Origin of the sequence: Myxococcus sp. CA040A (assembly GCF_013336725.1) — a bacterium.
GTDB classification, from domain to species: Bacteria; Myxococcota; Myxococcia; order Myxococcales; family Myxococcaceae; genus Myxococcus; species Myxococcus llanfairpwllgwyngyllgogerychwyrndrobwllllantysiliogogogochensis.
The window spans coordinates 131,374-149,223 of record NZ_JABUMR010000009.1; the positions used below are offsets into that span (position 1 = coordinate 131,374).

Below are 17,850 nucleotides of genomic sequence, written 5' to 3' on the forward strand. Positions count from 1 at the left end.
CCCACCGACGACTCACGGATGGGGGAAGCACCGCGCTTCGGCGAGTCCGCGCGGGAAGCACCGCGCGACACGGGCGCGGCTCGAGTCAGCGAGCACACCCAGGTTCCTCAAGCACCGCTCGGTGCAGGGCCCGCTCGATTCACCGAGTCGACGCAAGGGGGCCAGACGCCGCACTCGGACGGGATGCCTCCCGACGCCAACACCGCTCGCTACGCCGAGTCCGCACAGAGCGCACAGGCGCCCTTCGCCCAGGACGCTTCGCGCGACGCAATCCCCACTCGCTACGCCGAGTCCGCACAGGGCTCGCAGGCTCCGAACGTCCAGGCTGCGCCGCGTGACTTCGGAGCCTCGCGCTACGACGAGTCGGACTACGTGGCCGAGCCTCCGGATGACATCGAGCTACCCCAACACTCGGGCGGCGCATCGGACTCAGGACCCTCGGGTGCCTGGAGCCCACCTCCGCCCCCCACCGTCGCGCCTCCCGTCGCCGCCACCGGCCCGGTGATCGCCGGCCTGCCGCCCTCCGCCGCGCGTCCCCTGTCCTTCCTGCGCAATGCCTCGGGCGCGCAAGCCAGCACGGAAGCCCCTCCTCGCCCCGGCGGCTTCGCCGTCGAGACTCCCCTGCCCTCGGGCCCCGTGCTGGACGGACTGCCACCCTCGGCCGCGCGTCCCCTGTCCTTCCTGCGCCAGGGCACCGCCACCCCGCCCTCCGTCGGGACCGCCCCCTCCGCGCCCGTGGGCTCGCCCGGACCTCACGCCGGAGCCACCCCGCTCTCTCGCACCACCGAGCCCGCGCCCAGTGTCCGCGTCATCAACGTCCGCAAGCCGGAAGCCCCACCGGGCCCGCCCGAGTCCGTGGCCGTCGACGACGAGGACTCGCGCTTCTACCCGGAGGAAGCCTCCCCGGGCGGCTGTGCCTCCGGCGAGTGCATCCCCGAACCCGAGCTTCCCGCCGCCGAGCCAGAGCCGGAGCCGCCTCCCGTGCTCGCCACCTCGCCCGCACCCGCGGGGGCACGAGGCCGCGACAACCCGAACCTCCCGCTGATTGAGCGCTGGCGCGCCGCGGTGGAGAGCGTCAAGGCCTCCTCCCTCCGGCACGGCACCGCGCTCGCCAACGGCCGACTCATGTCGATGAAGGCCGGGGAAATCATCCTCGGCTTCCTACCCTCCGCCGGCCTGCACCGGATGACGGTGTCCGCCGCGGCGGGGAAGACCATCATCGACAAGCTCCTCGCCGAGCACTTCGGCCGAGCGGTGAAGCTGTCCTTCCAGGACGTGTCCGCCGACGACACGCGGGCCTCGCTCAGCATCGCCGAGCGTGACGCACAGAGCCGGGCCACCCACGAGAAGAACACCGAGAGCAAGGTGCGCAACCACGCCTCGGTCCGCGCCGTGCTCCTGAGGCTGGGTGGAGAAATCGAGCACATCCAGATCTACGAGCCCGAGCGCCCCGCCGCCGCCTCGCCCACCGACGCTCCAATCGAAGCCCCCGACGACAGCGCCTGACTTTGTCCCCGCGCAACGGTAGGGTGCGCGCCACACTCCACGCCCGAGCGGACCCATGAAGGGTGCCGCTCCCCCGAGTACCGAGGAAGCACATGCCTGGCGTCGACCTGAACTACTTCATCCGGCAGGCGAACAAGCTGACGGAGAAGATTGAAGAGCGGAAGCAGCAGCTGGCCGAGGAGACCGTCGAGGCCACGGCTGGCGATGGCCGCGTCACCGTCGTGGCCAACGGCATCCAGGAGATCCGCAGCATCAAGATCAACAAGGAGGTCATCGACCCGAACGACACGTCGATGCTCGAGGACCTCATCATCGCCGCCGTGAATGGCGCCCTGGCGAGCAGCCGTCAGCACATGCAGCGCGAGCTGGCCAAAATCTCCGGCGGCATCAAGATCCCCGGCGTTACCTGATACCGGATGACGCCCGATCCGCTGAACCGCCTCGTCGCCCAGCTCGCGAAGCTGCCGGGCATTGGCGAGAAGACCGCCCAGCGCCTCGCGTTCCACATCCTGCGTGCTCCCGGTGAGTACGCCGCGGACCTGTCGCAGGCCATCCGAGAGGTGAAGGAGAAGGTGCACCTGTGCGTGCGCTGCTTCTCCCTCACCGACACGGAGACCTGTGGCTTCTGCCGCGACCACCGCCGTGACGACCGCGTGCTGTGCGTCGTGGAGACCTTCGCCGACCTGATGGCGCTGGAGCGCACCCGGGAGTTCAAGGGTCGCTACCACGTCCTGCACGGCGTGTTGTCTCCGCTCGAAGGCGTGGGCCCCGAGCAGCTTCGCATCAAGGAGCTGCTGGAGCGCCTCAACGACAGCCGGGTGGAGGAGCTCATCCTCGCCACCAACCCGGACGTCGAGGGCGAGGCCACCGCGCTGTACCTGACGCGCCTGCTCAAGCCCATGGGTCTGCGTGTCACCCGCATCGCCCAGGGCCTGCCCATGGGCGGTGATTTGGAGTTCGCCGACCAGGCCACGCTCGCGAAGGCGCTGTCCGCCCGCCGCGACCTCTGAGCCACCCCGCGGCGCCAAACACCGGCGCCGCGCTTCCTACCGGGTCAGCCGCCAGGCGAACGGCACCAGTACGTTGACCTCCTCGTCGCGATGCGCCGGGAAGCGCAGCCGCTGCGCCTGGGACTGGAGGCAGCGGCCCACCGCCGTCTCGGCCAGCGGTCCGCGCACGCCCGCGCGCACGGCACCCGACGAGACGATGGAGAACTCCACCTGGACCTGCCCTTCGCTCGTCGGCAGGTCCGCGCGGTTCTTCTCGAAGCACGCGGTGATGCGCGAGCGCCCCTTCTCCACCACGCGGGTGATGTCCCCCACGCCCAGCGTCATGCGCTTCTTGGCCGGTGGCGCCTTCAGCGGCTTCTCGGCCACCTCGTCGTCGCCCTTGCCCGGCAGCGCCGCCTGGGCTCCCACGGCCGCCTGCGCGTCGCCTTCGGGGGTGGGCGGGACAGCCTCCGGCCCCTGCACGGTCGTCCCCACGGGCGCGGCCACCACCTCTGGCGGAGTGGGCACCGGGACTGGCTCAGGCTTCTGGACCTTCATGCTCACGTCATTCGCGGGAGCCGTGGGGGCGTGAGCCGCCACCTCGCCACCCGACGGCGCGGGCGCGACGAGCTGCCGGTATCCCACGAGCCCCACGCTCGCGAGCAGCAAGCCTCCCGCGAGGCCGACGACGAGCGGACGCCAGCCTCGGGAACGCGGGGCCTCCACGGGTGGAACGGAGGTCTCGGTGGCCGGCGTCTTCGTCGCGGCCGGCACCAGTCCCGATGACGACGCGGGGGAACGGGCCCCCCAGGCGCGCGCGGTGGCGACATCGGTGCTTCCGCCCACGGAGACCGGAGCGCCCACCACGTTCGTCCCCGTCTCCATCAACCCGGTGGCCTGCGTCACGACCCCCAGGGCCGCGGAGAGCGAGGCCAGCGTGGGGATGCGGGTGCGCTCGGTGAAGCGCTCCTCACCGAAATGGGAGCGGAGGAACGCGCTGAGCTGCGGCGTGCCGGCGGCGCTCAGGTGCTCGCCGAGGAAGGCCTCCAGGTCCTCGGCGAACGCCTCCGCCGTGGGGTGACGGTCTTCCGGAAACGGAGACATCGCCTTCAGGACGATGGCCTCCAGTTCGACGGGCAGGTCGGGCCGCAGCTCGCGCGGGCGCTTGAACTCGTTGTGCAAGAGCGCGTTGAGCACCGCGAGGTCGTTCTCTCGCGAGAAGGGCCGCACGTGCGTGAGCGCCTCGAACAGGCTGACGCCGAGCGCGAAGATGTCCGCGCGACGGTCCACCTCCCCGCCCTTCGCCTGCTCCGGCGCCATGTACATGTACTTGCCCTTCACGACGCCGGTGCGCGTGTTGGCGAGCCGCGACTCGGCCTTGGCGATGCCGAAGTCCAGCACCTTCACCTGCCCCTGATACGTCAGGTACAGGTTCGACGGAGAGACGTCGCGGTGGACCACGTTCTGCGGCTGCCCCATGTCATTCGTGAACTCGTGCGCGTAGTGCAGCCCTCGCGCCGAATCGATGAGCACCCGCAGCACAATCGGGAACGGCAGGTACTGCCGCCGACGCCCGGCCAGCCGCAGCGTCGTGGAGAAGTCCTCGCCCGCGAGGTACTCCATGCAGATGTAGTAGCAGCCCTCGGTGAAGCCCAACTCCTGAATCTGGACGATGTTGGGGTGCGTGAGCTTCGCGGCCAGCCGCGCCTCGTCCCGGAACATCTCCACGAAGTCAGGGATGCTCGACAGGTGCGGCAGCATCCGCTTGATGACGACGTTGCGCTCGAAGCCGTCCGCGCCCAGCAGTTTGGCGAGGAAGATCTCCGCCATGCCGCCCTCGGCCAGCTTCCGAACCAGCACGTAGGGCCCATACGGGCGCAGCAGCGGCGGCGGCGCGTCCTCGGAGCCAGGATGTGTCGTCTGGGTGGGTGACATCCTCAAGGCCCTCGCTGTCTCAGGGTGCGGACCGTATGAACATCCGGAGCACCGGGACGGGTCATCTTAAACACCAGCAACGGGGGCGCGCCCACTGGCTCCACCCAGGTATCGAAGCGGTGCTTGCCATCCAGGGAGACTGGACGTCCATTGATGGACAGGCGCGCATTCACGGGCGCCACGCCCGTGGTCCTCACCCTCGACGCGGCCCGCTGGCCGTTGCGCGGCTGCGACACCAGGAGCATCGGTACTGAGTTGTCGTACACCAGCTCGAGCTTGTTCATCCGTCCCCCCTTCAGTTGCTCGCCCGTCGCGGACAGCGGCGTGACGGACCAGAGGTAGCTGCCCTCTCCCAGCGCGCCCGCGTCCAGCGCCGCGCGCGCCTCCGTCACCGTGCGCTCGGCCACTGGCTTCTCCAGCGCGCCCACCCGATACACCGCCACCTTGTACCGCGCCGCCGACGCCTCCTCCGCATAGGTGAACGTCACCGACGGCGGCTTGTCTTGATAGAAGATGGTCGTTTTCTCCAGCCCCTCCGGCACCACGTTGCGCACGCGGTCCAGGTCTCCGCCGAGCCGCTCCGGGGCGAACGTCGCGCTGCCCTTCGCGAGGTCCTTGCCGTCCTTGCCGCGCACCCTCCAGTACAGCAGGCCGCGCGCGGGAGCCGGGACGTTGACGAAGGACTGATACACCGTGCCGGACAGCAGGGGCCGCGTGAAGGCCTCGTCCGAGGCCACCTCCACCGTCACCTCCCCCTCCTTCTCCCAGCCAATGGCCACCTCGGGCATCCCCTGGTGGTAGACCTCCGTGCCGTCTCCCTCGCCGAGCAGCAGCGGCGCGGGTCCGAGCGCCTCGATGCGCGCCTCGCCCGTCTCGCTTGTCACCGTTGCTCGCTCTCCAGCACGCAGCGGCTGGCGCACGTCTCCTCGCACAAGCGTCACCCGCCCTGTGTGCGCATCGACCAGATAGCCCGTCGAGGTGCGCCGCACCGCCAGTCGCGACGCGCCGTCACCCTCCAGTGTGAGCCCGGGCAGCACCACGCGACTCTCGCGTCCCTGCGCGAGCTGGACGCCGAGCCCACCCTGGCGCAGGTCCATCCGGGCCTCGTCCCGCGTGCCCCCCTGCCCCGCGCCCTCCAGCACCATCTCCGCCGAGGGCCCCAGCGACAGCTGCGAGGACGAGCCCTGCAGCATCAGCTCCGCCGTGCCACTGCCGCGCGTGCGCACGCCATCTCCCGGCGCCAGCACGTCGCCCTCCGTGCGCACCGGACGCCAGCGCTTCGCGCCCTTGCCGCGCATCTCCGCGCGCCCCGAACCCAGTCGCACCGTCACCGGAATGGGTGAGAGTTCCACGAGCCGCGAGCCGCGCAGCAGCAGCTCCGCTCGCCCCGCCGATACCTCCACCGAGTCACCCTCCGACGCGCGCAATTGCTGGCCATCCTTGGACACGAACTCGATGGCGCCCAGCTTCACTTCCACGCGGCCGGAGTCCTTCGTCACCTGCACGCTCACCTCGCTGGGCTCGGAGCCCACGCGCGTGAGGCCGAAGGGCGTCAACAGTGTCAGCGACACCTTCTTGCCACTCGAGGGAGCGCCGGCCGGGCGCGCGGGAACTCGCGACAACACGATGCCGCGCTCCACGGTCAGCACCACGCTCCCGGCCTCTTCGCCCACGCCGACGCGTGCGTCGGAGCCCACCTCCACCGAGCGCCCGTCCGCGAAGCGCATCGTCGCCGCGCCCGTCGCGCCCGTCTCCAGCGCGTCACCCGAGTACAGCGGGCCTTCCCGCGCGGGGACCTTCTTGCCACCGCGCTCCACCAGCACCTCGCCAGACAGGCCCTCCAGGCGAGCCAGCTCCACGGAGGTTCCCGCGTCGGGCGAGGCGGGAACCTCCGCGACGGGGCTGGACGGAGTGGTCGCCTCTTCGTCGCAGGCCGTCGCGACGAGCAGGAGGACCAGGAGCCAGGGACGCGCGTTACTCACCGTTGAGGCCTCGGGATGAAATCGACATGGAAGAGGGGCCGCTCGCCTTCTCGCAGCGAGGCAACGAGCCAGGGAAGCGGGTCATTCACCGCCGCCGCTGCCTCGGGAAGAGGTCGACGTTGAGGCGGGCCTGCGCGACTTCCTTCAGCGAGACGACCGAGCGAGGACCGCGTGCGGCGCACAATTTCGGCCTCCGCAGGAGACCGATATCGCAGAGGACCTGCCCGCCCTCCCTCCGCGAGGACAGCGAGCCTGGGAAGCGTGTCACTCACCGCCGCTGCCTCGGGAAGAGGTCGACGTTGAAGATGGCCTGCTCTCCATCCTTCAAGGTGACGAGCTTGGATTGCGACAGGTAGCCGCGCGCGGAAATGGTGATGCGGTAGGTGCCACCGCGCACCTTGAAGGTGAACGCACCCTTCGCATCCGTGCGCGCCTTCACCTTCGCCTGCGGGATGAGCAGCGTGGCAGCGATGGGCTTTCCGCCCCGAGCACTGCGCACCTGGCCCGTGAGCGTCGCGGGCTCACCCTTGCGCTCCGAGGCGAGCGGCACGGACAGCACCGTCTCCTGCCCCGCGATGATGATGGCCGCTTCTTCCGCCACCCGATAGCCCGGCGACTTCGCCACCACGGCCACGGGCCCTGGCGGCAGCGACTTCACCCACGCCTCGCCCCTCATGTCCGTGCGCACCTCCACGGCCCCCACCGTCAGCCGCACCCCCGGCAACGGCACCCCGTTGCCCGCGCTCACCACCGTCACCTTCAAGCCCCCCGTGGGAGGCGGCAGCTTGCGCGCGCGCACCGACAGCGCCACGCGCCCACCGTCCTCCACCGTGACTCGACCCTCCGCGGGCTCGTAGCCATCCACGCTCACCCGAGCCACGACGTCACCTGGCGGCAGCTCCACGTTCTCCAGCGAGCCCTGCGCATCCGCCTCGCGCGGCGCACTCTCCACGCCTCCAGACACCAGCACCACCCGCGCTCCCGCCAGCGGCGCGCCCGACTCCGCGTCCAGCACCTGGAGCGACAGGCCCCCCGCCGGCACCCGCTCGGGAGGCAGCGGCTCCGATACCCGGGACTCGGGCGCGTCATTCCAGGTCAGCTCCAGCGCCGCGCCCACCCGACGCATGCGCTGCTCGGACCGAGTCCCATCCGCGAGCGTCACCGTGTCCTGCACGTGCTGGAAGTCCACGAGCAGCGTGCCGGACCAGCGCTGCGTGCCCGTCAGCGGGAACAGGAGCGCGCCACCCGCGGCGAAGCCCTTCGCCTCCGCCTTCGCCCCGGCCGAGTCACGAACCGCCAACGACACCGGCACCTCACCCCTCGCCTCCACCTCCAACCGGGTGAACAGCGGCAGCCGCAGGCTCCCGCTCACCAGCGCCGCGTGCCGCACCCCTCGCGACAGCACCGGCTCCGCGGACGCACCGAAGTGCGGCAGCTGCGCGTACCCATAGCCCGCGCCCACCTCCGCCCGCACCGGCCCCAACCAGGTGCGCACCTTGGGACCCACCGACGCCCGCAAAAGGCTGCCCCCGGTGATCCGCAAGGAGCCCTCCTTCAGGTCGAAGCCCTCGCGCTGCACCGCCGCCCACCCACCCAGCCAGGAACCCGCCCAGACCGAGCCCACCGCCGCCAGATCATTCGGGGTGAAGCCGTCGTAGGTGAGCCCAGGCCCTACATCCGCCTGGGCACCATTGCGGAGGGCCACGCCGTAGCGCAGGCGCAGCGAGGCTCGCTCGCGCACCTCCTCCGCCCGGACGGACGGGGAGCTGACCAGCACCAACAGCAAGGGCGCCAGACGCGCCAGGATGGGGGCAAGGGGGCGTGGGGGCGTCAAAGCCCGGCGGAGTATAGAGAAAGCCGCGAACACTCCCAAACCGGCGTCATCCGGGGACCCAGAAAGAGGCTTGACGAGGACCCCCTGGGTGGCGGGGGCAGCGGACGAGCCGCGTTCTCACCGGGAGGAACGGATGGCTTCTTGCTGGAGTGGAGGGGCTTTGCTAAGCATCCTCACGGTCGGTAGCGCCTCGTCTAACCTCCGGGATTCACTCCAGAAACAATCGGGGTGTTGCCGTGAGACGGGCGAGCGAACGCTGAGGAGCGCATACGCCCATGGGCACGCAACTGGTGATGTACGAAGAGGAGTTCACCAAGATCAACGCCGTTTGCGACCGGCTCACCAAGGACGCGAACGCGAAGGTGGTGTTCCTCGTCGACAAGAACGGGCAACTCATCTCCTCGGCCGGGCAGACGCAGAACATCGACACCACGTCCCTGGCCTCGCTGACGGCCGGCAACGTGGCGGCGATGGGCGGACTCGCCAAGCTGATCGGTGAGAACGAGTTCCCCAACCAGTTCCATGAGGGGGCGAAGGACTCGCTCTACATGACCATCGTCGGCAGCCGGGTCGTGCTGGTCGTCATCTTCGACAACCGCACCAGCCTCGGCCTCGTCCGCCTGCGCATCAAGAAGGCCAGCGACGAGCTGACGAAGATCTTCGAGAGTCTGGTGAAGAAGACGGACAGCCCGGGTGCCGGGTCGCCGTTCGCCGAGATCTCCGACGACGATATCGACAACCTCTTCAGCGAGTAACCCGGGAAGCCATGTCCTTCATCAACTACTCATCCCGCGAAATCAACTGCAAGATTGTCTATTACGGGCCGGGTCTCTGCGGGAAGACGACCAACCTCCAGTACATCTACAACAAGACGGCGGCCGAGACGAAGGGCAAGCTCATCTCCCTCTCCACCGAGACGGACCGCACGCTCTTCTTCGACTTCCTGCCGCTGTCGCTCGGTGAGATCCGCGGATTCAAGACGCGCTTCCACCTCTACACGGTGCCCGGCCAGGTGTTCTACGACGCCAGCCGCAAGCTCATCCTCAAGGGCGTGGACGGCGTCGTGTTCGTGGCCGACAGTCAGATCGAGCGCATGGAGGCGAACATGGAGTCGATTGAAAACCTCCGTGTGAACCTGGCCGAGCAGGGCTACGACCTGAACAAGATTCCGTACGTCCTCCAGTACAACAAGCGCGACCTGCCCAACGCGGTGACGCCGGAGGAGATGCGCAAGGCCATCAACCCGCGCAACATCCCCGAGTATCAGGCCGTGGCGCCCACGGGCGTGGGCGTGTTCGACACGCTCAAGGCCGTGGCGAAGCTGGTGCTCACGGAGCTGAAGAAAGGCGGCTGAGCCGGGAGCAGCCGGGCAGTCAACTCCCGTACCGCGGGTGAGAAGACGCCTCGCGGCCAAGGGTGTTACAACCTGCTGCCGACGGGCCGGGCCGTCCGCCTCCTGAGGTCGCACAGTGCGTGTCGCAGCCGCCACCCTCCGCCTCCTCGCGCTCGTGAGCGCCACCCTCTGTGGGGCGGCGCTCGCGCAGGAGCCGCGCCCCACGGCGCCCGCCGCCGCCTCGAGTACCGAGGCGCCTCCCGTGGCTCCTTCCGAAGGCGACAGCACCGCGGATGAAGCCTTCAACACGCGGGTGAAGACGCTGGAGGAGCAGGTCGTCGACCTGAAGGAGAAGATCTACCGCTCCAAGGCCCGACTCCTGTTGCTCCAGGAGACGGTGCTGGGCGGAGACGTCACCACCGGGGCTCGCGCGCTCATCGTCCACAAGAACGAGATGGGCAGCTCCTTCATCCTGGAGTCGGTGACGTACGCGCTGGATGGCGCGCCCATCTTCACGCAGGTCGACATCCAGGGCGAAGAGCTGAGCAAGCGCGAGCAGTTCGAGGTCTTCAACGGGCGCATCGTCCCGGGACAGCACCAGCTCGCGGTGCGGCTCGTCTACCGGGGCGGCGGCTTCGGCGTGTTCAGCTACCTGGAGGGCTACAAGTTCAAGGTGCAATCCAGCTACACCTTCAACGCGGAGCCAGGAAAGGTGTCCACGGTGCGCGTGGTGGGCTACGAGCAGGGCGGCCTCACGCTGGACATGAAGGACCGGCCCGCGGTGCGCTACGACATCGAGCTGTCGCGCGACACGGCGCCCCGCATCGACGGCGAAGCGGGCGGAAGCCCTCCGGCCGCCACCTCCACTGAAGCGCGGTAGGGGTCCGCCGGTGAACGTGTCGCTTCGCGCTCTCGCCCTCGCGCTCAGCCTCGTGGGGGGCGCCTCCGCCTTTGCCGCCGAGCCTCCCCCGCCGCCTCCGACTCCCCAGGAGCTGGAGCAGCGACTGTCCTCCGTGGAGCAGCAGCTCCAGGTCGCCGAGGAGAGCCTGCGCTTCGTCGAGACACAGTACAGCCAGCGCCCGGAGCCCGATGAAGAGCAGGCCCGCTCGCGGCGCTACTCCGACGCGGAAATCCAGTACCTGCTCGGCGACTGGAGCGCGGCCTCCGTCCACTTCTACGACCTGGTGAGCGACCCGGCGTTCCGGAGCCACCCGCGCTACGCGGACGCGCTCTTCTTCCTCGCGGATTCGCTGTACCAGCAGAAGAACGACATCGGCGCGCGGCTCTACCTGCGCGAGCTGTTGTCGCAGCCCACGCCGACCGCGCGCCACCGTGACGCGCTCACGCGCTACCTGGCCATCTCCGGACGGTTGAACCTGTTCGACGACGTCGAGACCTACGTCGAGCAGGCGCGCACGTTGTTCGGCGGCCAGCTTCCTCCCGACGTGCAGTACGTCCAGGCGAAGTGGCTCTTCCGCCGCACCGACCTGCCCGCCGCCGAGCGAATCGCGCGGGCGCGCTCGGCCTTCTCGCCGCTGGCCCAGGCCCATGGCGGCCCGTATCAGATCCAGGCCGGCTACCACATGGCGGTGCTGTCGATGCAGGCCGGCGAGCTGCCCCTGGCCATCCTACAGTTCCAGCAGCTCCTCACGCCCCTGTCGAACGAGGGAGGCTCCGCGCCCACCGCGACGCCGGGCAAGCCCGTCACCCGCTCGACGGCGGACACGGACACGCGGCGCATCCGCGAGCTGTCGCTGATGTCGTTGGGACGGCTCCTGTACGAAGCAGGCCGCTTCGACGAGGCGTTGGACCGCTACGGCCAGGTGTCGCAGGACAGCGAGTCCTTTCCGGAGTCGCTCTACGAAATCGCGTGGACGCAGGTGCGCAAGGGCAACCACCAGGAGGCGAAGAACGCCGTCGACATCCTGTTGCTCGTCGCCCCCGACTCGCGGCTCGCGCCCGACGCGAAGCTCCTCCAGGGACACCTGCTCCAGAAGCTCAAGCGGTACGACGAGGCCATCGCCTCCTACGACGAGCTCATCGGCACCTTCCGCCCCGTGCGCGAGAAGGTGGACGCCCTCTTGAACGCCAACCGGGACCCCGTCGCGTACTTCGAGCGGCTCCTGGCGCGCACGGACACCGTCCCGGACGTGCGCACGCTGTTGCCACCCCTGGCCCTGAAGTACGCCTCCACCGAGCGCGAGGTGAGCCGCGCGGTGAAGATGGTGGGCGACATCGACACCGGGAAGAAGGGCGCCGTCGACGCACGCGAGCTGGCGGCCCGCATCCTTCGCGCGCTGGACTCGCGGAAGCTGGAGACCTTCCCGGAGCTGCAAGAGGGCTTCACGCGCGCGGACGCGGTGGAGACGGCCGTCACGCACGCCGAGTCGACGCTGGTGGAAGTGGAGGGACTCGCGCTGGAGCCGTCGCTCACCTCGCAGGAGCGGGACCGGCTCGCGCCCCTGCGCCGCGAGCGCGATGCGCTGGCCGCCCGCTTCGCCACGCTTCCCACCACGCAGAAGGGGCTTGAGGAGCGGCTGCGCCGCATGCAGACCCGGGTGGACGCGGTGGACCGCGAGGCCTTCCGGCTGGGCACGGAGATTCAGGGACTGCACGCCATCGCCTCGGCGGTGCGCAAGTGGGTGGATGACACGCGGCTGCTTCGCCAGACGCCACCCGACGAGGAACAAGAGTTCCTGGTGCAGCTCCAGGCCGAGGTCCAGACGCTGAATGATCTCCAACTGGAGCTGGACCGGACGCGCGGTCGGCTCGCGGATGAGCGCAACAGCGCGGCGGCGTCCCTCTCCGGGGAACAGGCCATCCGTGGCCGCTACGCGGCGGCGCTGCGCTCCGAGCACGAGGTGCTCAGTGAAGCGGAGCGTCGACAGTCTCCCACGGCGGTGTTGACGCACGCGCACCAGGTGCGGGAGCGAGGCGAGGCGCTGCGCAAGCGCGTCGCGGAGGCCCAGTCCGCGCTGCGGACCCAGGTGGACCAGCGAGGACAGCGCATCCGCGCGAAGGTGCTGGCCGAGCAGCACTTGTTGGAGCGCTACGAGGCCGAGGTCGCCGCGGTGTCCGGCAACGCGAAGCAGTTGGTGGGCCGCATCGCCTACGACAGCATCCGGCGCGTGCGTCGGCAGTTCTACGACCTGGTGCTCAAGGCGGACGTGGGCGTGGTGGACGTGGCCTTCACCGAGAAGCAGGACAAGACGACGAACATCCAGAAGGTGTCCGCGCAGAAGGCCGAGGCGCTGCGCGCGCTGGACGCCGACTTCCGCGACGTGTTGTCGGAGGAGGGACGGTGATGCGGCGCGTGCTCGCGGTGCTGCTCTCCGTGGCCTCGCTGCCCGCCGCCGCCCAGGCGCCGGACACCGCCGCGCAAGCCCCCTCCCCCGCCCAGGCGGAGAGTCCCTCCGGGACACCGGCCGCGGGCTACCTGACGGGCCTGGGCCGCACGCCCGAGGAAGAGGCGCTGCTCCAGGATGTCAGCCGCGCCCTGCGCACGTATGACGAGGAGTCTCGCGAGTTCAGCCGCGAGGTGCAGCTCCTGATGGAGCGCAAGTACGAGCAGAAGCGCGACTCGCTCGCGTCCTCGTACGAGAAGGTCATCCGGGACTTCGAGGCCCAGGAGCGAAAGGAGCGGATGGAGGCCATCGTCCGCTTCGAGGAGTTCCTCCGCCGCTACCCGCAGGAGCCGCGCTACACGCCGGACGTGATGTTCCGGCTGGCGGAGCTCTATTACGAGCGCTCGCAGGACGAGCATCAGCTCGCGATGAAGGAGTACCGAGACCGGCTGGAGGCCCACGACAAGAACCCCGACTCGGCCTTCCCCGTGGAGCCGAAGAAGGACTACGGGGACTCCATCGCGCTGTACCGCCGGCTCCTGAAGGACTACCCCACCTACCGCCTCAACGACGGCGCCTGGTACCTGTTGGGCTACTGCCTGGAAGAGCAGGAGCAGGTCGACGAGAGCTTCCGCACCTACCAGCAGCTCATCGCCCGCTATCCGCGAAGCCGCTTCGCCACCGAGGCGTGGGTCCGCATCGGCGAGTACTGGTTCGACAACTACAAGGACCCGCAGGCCCTGCCCCGCTCCGCGCAGGCCTTCGAGGCCGCCGCCCGCGACACGCTGCATCCGCTCTACGACAAGGCCCTCTACAAGCTGGGCTGGACGTACTACCGGATGGACCGCTTCGACGAAGCGGTGGAGTCCTTCCTCACGTTGGTGGACTTCTACGAAGCCCAGCGCGTCGCGAAGGGCGAGGCCGAGGCCGGCGGAGACCTGCGCGACGAGGCCCTCCAGTACGTGGCCATCTCGCTGGCGGACGAGACGTGGGGCGGACTGCCTCGCGCCCAGGCCCTCTTCGCGAAGCGCGGCCCCAAGCCCTACGAGGCGGACGTCTACCGCCGGCTGGGCAACGTCTACTTCGACCAGACGAACCACCCCGCCGCCATCGCGGCCTATCAGCGCGTGCTCCAGCAGGAACCCATGGCGCCGGACGCGCCGGAGCTCCAGCAGCGCATCGCCCTGGCCTACGAGAGGGACCGGCTGCTCGCGGAGTCCTTCACGGAGTCGGAGCGGCTCGCCAGCCTCTATCAACCCGGCACCGCCTGGTACGCGAAGAACCAGGGAGACCCCGACGCGCTCTCGCGAGCCAACACGCTCGTCGAGAAGAGCCTCTATACGAGCGCCACCTTCCACCACCAGCAGGCGCTGGTGTTCAAGAAGGAGGGCAAGTTCGAGCAGGCCAGCACGGGCTTCGCCACCGCCGCGCGCGCCTACGGCACGTACCTGGAGCGCTTCCCGCGCAGCAAGAGCGCGGGCGAGATGCGCTTCTATTACGCGGAGTGCCTCTACTTCTCCTTCCAGTTCGCCGAGGCCGCGAAGAGCTACGAGCTGGTGCGCGACACCGGCGTGAGCGAGAAGCACCGCGACGAGGCGGCGCACAGCGCGGTGCTCGCGTGGCAGCAACTGCTCGCGAAGGACATTCAGGCCGGCAAGGCGCCGGACCTCAAGCCGCTGCGCTCCACCGAGCGGCCCGAGGGCTCGGCGGTGAAGCCCGTGCCGCTGACGCCCACCGAGCAGAAGCTCGTGTCGGCCTCCGACAAGTACGTGGCGCTCCTGCCGCGCGACGCGAAGGCCGCGGGCATCGCCTACAAGGCCGCGGAGCTGTACTACGCGCACGACGACTTCCCCGAGGCCCGCAAGCGCTTCGAGCACATCATCCAGACGTGGCCCAAGAGCGAGGTGGCCCGCTACGCCACCAACCTCACCGTCGAGACGTTCCTCATCGACAAGGACTGGCACAGCGTGGAGGAGGTCAGCGCGAGGCTGGCCAGCAACACGCAGGTCATCGACCCGACCAGCGACCTCCACAAGCAACTGGTGAAGTTCAAGCTCGCGGGCCGCTTCAAGCTCGCGGACCAACTCCTGGCCGAGGGCAAGCACGAGGAGGCCGCGCGCAAGTACACCCAGCTCGTCGACGAGGAACCTCGGCACGAGTTCGCGGACAAGGCCCTCAACAACGCCGCCGTCGCGCACGAGAACACCCGGCGCTTCGACTCCGCGATGAAGCTCTACGAGCGCATCTATCGCGAGTACCCCTCGTCTCCTCTCGCGGACGCGGCGCTGTTCCGCGTGGCGGTGAACGCGGAGAAGTCCTACGACTTCGACAAGGCCGTCGTCAGCTACCAGAAGCTGGTGAAGGACTACCCCGCGTCGAAGGACCGGGAGGCGGCGCTCTTCAACACCGGTCGACTGCTCGAAGGCCAGCAGCGCTACGCGGAGTCCGCAGCCACGTTCCTGCGCTACGCGGAGCTGTTCCCCGCCGCCGAGGACGCGCCGAAGAACCAGTACCGCGCGGCCATCCTGTTGGAGAAGCAGGGCGACCCTCGCGGAGAGGTCCGCGCGCTCCAGGAGTTCGTGCGCAAGTTCGCCAACAAGCCCGGCCAGGTGGAGCTGGTGGTGGACGCGCACCGGCGCATGGGTGACGCGCACCAGAAGCTCGGCGACGAGAAGGAAGCCCAGCGCGCGTACACCCAGGCGGCGAGCGAGTTCGACCGACGCAAGCTCAAGCCGGACACCCATCCCCTCGCGGCGAACGCGGCGGCGTATGGACGCTTCCAGTTGGCGGAGGCGGAGCTGCAGAGGTTCGACAAGCTGAAGATTGGCGGCTGGGGCAAGGCCCTGGTGCGCAGCTTCGCGGTGAAGCGCGCGGCGGTGAAGACGGTGAAGGACGCGTACTCGCGCGTCTATCCGTACAAGCAGCTCGAGTGGTCCCTCGCGGCGGCCTACCGCTCCGGCTACGCGCTGGAGCGCTTCGCCAACACCATCATCGAAACGCCTGTGCCGCCCGACGTGAAGCGGCTGGGCGAGGATGCGGTGGTGACGTACCAGGACCTGCTCGCGCAGAACACGGCGGAGCTGGAGGACGCGGCGGTGGAGAGCTACGCCGTCGCCCTGGCGGAGGCTCGCAAGAATCGCGTCTCCAACGAGTGGACGCGGCGCACGCTGGAGTCCCTCAACCGCTTCCGTCCCAAGGAGTACCCGGTGCTCAAGGAGCCCAAGCAGGCACTCGCGTCCGACGCCGCCTATCCGGACGGGCTCATCGGCAGCGTGAGCGGGCCCGCCCGCCCCGCGTCGGCGGACGAGAGCCGCATCACCGGGGGAGCCAAGCCGTGAGCTTCTCGCCACGCACCCCGGGGGCCTCCGCCCTCACCGCGCTGTTCCTGTCCTCGGGCCTGTGGCTGTCCGCGTGTGCCTCCAGCCCGGAGACGCGCCCCACGGTCGAGGCGCCCGTCGAGGCAACGGCCGATGCGGACTCCAAGGCCGCGCCCGTCCCCGCCGTCGTCGCGCCTCCGCCCCGCAGCGCGGCGCAGGACTTCGAGCAGGCCGTGGCGATTGCGCGGGCCGGAGAGCTGACGGCGGCGGAGACGGCGCTGCGCGCGCTGGTGACGCAGAACCCGAATCTCGACTACGCGTGGACGAACCTCGGCATCGTCCAGGAGCGGCTGGGGCGGCACGAGGACGCGGAGCGCTCGTATCGTCAGGCGCTCGCGGTGGCTCCCGAGCAGGAGTCCGCGTGGGACTGCCTGGCGCGCCTGTACGGACGCACGGGCCGCTCCGCTGCGCTGGAGACGGAGCTGCGCGGGTTGGTGGAGACGAAGCAGGACTCGGCGCCGCTGCACACTGCGCTGGCCATCACCCTGCTCCAGCAGAAGAAGCTGGGGCCCGCGGCCACCGAGGCGAAGCAGGCCCTCAAGTTCGATGAACGGCACACTCGCGCCATGCAGGTGCTCGCGCAGGTGTACTACCGCGAGGGCAAACACGAACTGGCGCGCATGGTGCTGGAGAACGCGCGGGCCATCGCGCCCGGCGACGCAGCCACGCGCAATGCGCTGGGGCTGGTGTACCTGGCGCTGAAGGTGGGCCCGCAGGCCCTGGCGGAGTTCAAGGAGGCCGCGAAGCTCCGGCCCGACTTCGCCGAGGCACGCAACAACTTCGGCGCGCTGCTCAACGAGGCCCAGGACTACCCGGCCGCCGTCACCGAGCTCGAAGCGGCGGTGAGAGCCGCTCCCGACTTCGCCGCCGCGCGCCTCAACCTGGGCAATGCCTACCGGGGGCAGGGGGAGTTCGAGCGCGCCAAGGCCGAGTACGAGCAGGTGCTCGTGCTGCTCCCCGGTCAGCCCGACCCGTTCTTCAACCTCGCCATCCTGTTCCTCGACGTGGAGCCCCCGGGGGTCGACCCCATCCAGCGGTACAAGACGGCCCTCACCTACTTCGAGCGCTACGAAGCCCAGGGTGGTCGCGACAACCGCATCCCTCAGTACACGAAGGACGCGCGCAAGAGCATCGAGCGCGAGGAGCGCCGCCTGGAGCGCGAACGCAAGGACCAGCTCCGCAAGGCCGCCGAGCAGGAGAAGGCCCAGCGCGAGCAGGCGAAACAGGCCACCGAGAACAACGCGCCGACCACCGCCCCACCCGCGCAGGCCGCCCCCGCGGACAAGGGAACGGCCTCCACTTCGACGCCGCCCGTGCAGGGCGCATCCGCTCCGGCCAGCCCACCCGAGCAGACCGCTCCATCAGGCTCCGAGAACCCCGGCGCGGTGCCCACTCCGCCGGCCCCCACCCCAGCACCTTCCGCGCACGTCGGAGCACCCTCGGAGGGAACTCGCCCCCCCGCGCCGGTGTCCCAGCCCAAGCCCGCTTCCGGCACCGCGCCCTCGAAGAGCGGCTCGGGTAAGCTGGCCACCGACAAGAACTAGGACCGC

Annotated in this window: 12 protein-coding genes; 9 read left to right on the forward strand and 3 right to left on the reverse strand. The window is 69.7% G+C overall.

The genetic code is table 11. The features are described from left to right. Positions 1–18: 18 nt before the first annotated feature. The 3 genes from HUA75_RS36165 to recR all read left to right on the forward strand — a co-directional run bounded on the left by HUA75_RS36165 (position 19) and on the right by recR (position 2,516). On the forward strand, positions 19–1,506 hold the full coding sequence (locus HUA75_RS36165; protein ID WP_254627945.1) for a DNA polymerase III subunit gamma/tau: 1,488 nt from the start codon (positions 19–21) through the stop codon (positions 1,504–1,506). A gap of 92 nt (positions 1,507–1,598) precedes the next feature. Further along, positions 1,599–1,916, forward strand: a complete 318-nt coding sequence (locus HUA75_RS36170) for a YbaB/EbfC family nucleoid-associated protein (protein WP_141649168.1) — start codon at positions 1,599–1,601, stop codon at positions 1,914–1,916. A 6-nt stretch (positions 1,917–1,922) separates the two neighbouring features. After that, positions 1,923–2,516, forward strand: coding sequence for a recombination mediator RecR (gene recR / locus HUA75_RS36175; RefSeq protein WP_141649169.1), 594 nt, complete (start codon positions 1,923–1,925; stop codon positions 2,514–2,516). Between the two features lie 36 nt (positions 2,517–2,552). Here recR and HUA75_RS36180 read toward each other — a convergent pair whose 3' ends face one another. The 3 genes from HUA75_RS36180 to HUA75_RS47805 all read right to left on the reverse strand — a co-directional run bounded on the left by HUA75_RS36180 (position 2,553) and on the right by HUA75_RS47805 (position 8,189). Next, a complete protein-coding gene (locus HUA75_RS36180; protein ID WP_174488983.1) occupies positions 2,553–4,430 on the reverse strand; it encodes a protein kinase in 1,878 nt (625 codons plus the stop codon). 2 nt (positions 4,431–4,432) lie between these two features. Further along, positions 4,433–6,412, reverse strand: coding sequence for a FecR domain-containing protein (locus HUA75_RS36185; protein ID WP_174488984.1), 1,980 nt, complete (start codon positions 6,410–6,412; stop codon positions 4,433–4,435). Positions 6,413–6,680: 268 nt separating this feature from the next. Further along, the gene (locus HUA75_RS47805) at positions 6,681–8,189 is read right to left on the reverse strand and encodes a collagen binding domain-containing protein (protein WP_371746277.1); all 1,509 of its coding nucleotides are present in this window, start codon (positions 8,187–8,189) and stop codon (positions 6,681–6,683) included. A gap of 332 nt (positions 8,190–8,521) precedes the next feature. On the opposite strand from HUA75_RS47805, the gene mglB reads away from it, so the two are divergent. The 6 genes from mglB to HUA75_RS36220 all read left to right on the forward strand — a co-directional run bounded on the left by mglB (position 8,522) and on the right by HUA75_RS36220 (position 17,844). After that, the gene (mglB, locus tag HUA75_RS36195) at positions 8,522–9,001 is read left to right on the forward strand and encodes a gliding-motility regulator GTPase-activating protein MglB (RefSeq protein WP_002637270.1); all 480 of its coding nucleotides are present in this window, start codon (positions 8,522–8,524) and stop codon (positions 8,999–9,001) included. Between the two features lie 11 nt (positions 9,002–9,012). Then, on the forward strand, positions 9,013–9,600 hold the full coding sequence (mglA, locus tag HUA75_RS36200; RefSeq protein ID WP_141648177.1) for a gliding-motility regulator Ras-like GTPase MglA: 588 nt from the start codon (positions 9,013–9,015) through the stop codon (positions 9,598–9,600). Between the two features lie 115 nt (positions 9,601–9,715). Beyond that, positions 9,716–10,459 carry a dihydrolipoamide acetyltransferase gene (locus HUA75_RS36205; RefSeq protein WP_174458521.1) on the forward strand — a complete coding sequence of 248 codons (744 nt, stop codon included), beginning with the start codon at positions 9,716–9,718 and terminating at the stop codon, positions 10,457–10,459. A 16-nt stretch (positions 10,460–10,475) separates the two neighbouring features. Continuing rightward, on the forward strand, positions 10,476–12,884 hold the full coding sequence (locus HUA75_RS36210) for a tetratricopeptide repeat protein (protein WP_371746268.1): 2,409 nt from the start codon (positions 10,476–10,478) through the stop codon (positions 12,882–12,884). Next, positions 12,884–16,261 (forward strand): tetratricopeptide repeat protein, encoded by a 3,378-nt coding sequence (locus HUA75_RS36215; RefSeq protein WP_174488987.1) that lies wholly within the window; start codon positions 12,884–12,886, stop codon positions 16,259–16,261. The genes HUA75_RS36210 and HUA75_RS36215 overlap by 1 nt, the downstream gene beginning before the upstream one ends. Further along, complete coding sequence (locus HUA75_RS36220; protein ID WP_174488988.1) at positions 16,258–17,844, forward strand: tetratricopeptide repeat protein; 1,587 nt, start codon at positions 16,258–16,260, stop codon at positions 17,842–17,844. The genes HUA75_RS36215 and HUA75_RS36220 overlap by 4 nt, the downstream gene beginning before the upstream one ends. Positions 17,845–17,850 lie beyond the last annotated feature (6 nt).

Bases quoted from the DNA above. Each gene is read 5' to 3' on its own strand.
- HUA75_RS36165 (WP_254627945.1), top strand. From the start codon at position 19: ATGGGGGAAGCACCGCGCTTCGGCGAGTCCGCGCGGGAAGCACCGCGC.
- HUA75_RS36170 (WP_141649168.1), top strand. From the start codon at position 1,599: ATGCCTGGCGTCGACCTGAACTACTTCATCCGGCAGGCGAACAAGCTG.
- recR (WP_141649169.1), top strand. From the start codon at position 1,923: ATGACGCCCGATCCGCTGAACCGCCTCGTCGCCCAGCTCGCGAAGCTG.
- HUA75_RS36180 (WP_174488983.1), bottom strand. From the start codon at position 4,430: ATGTCACCCACCCAGACGACACATCCTGGCTCCGAGGACGCGCCGCCG.
- mglB (WP_002637270.1), top strand. From the start codon at position 8,522: ATGGGCACGCAACTGGTGATGTACGAAGAGGAGTTCACCAAGATCAAC.
- mglA (WP_141648177.1), top strand. From the start codon at position 9,013: ATGTCCTTCATCAACTACTCATCCCGCGAAATCAACTGCAAGATTGTC.
- HUA75_RS36215 (WP_174488987.1), top strand. From the start codon at position 12,884: ATGCGGCGCGTGCTCGCGGTGCTGCTCTCCGTGGCCTCGCTGCCCGCC.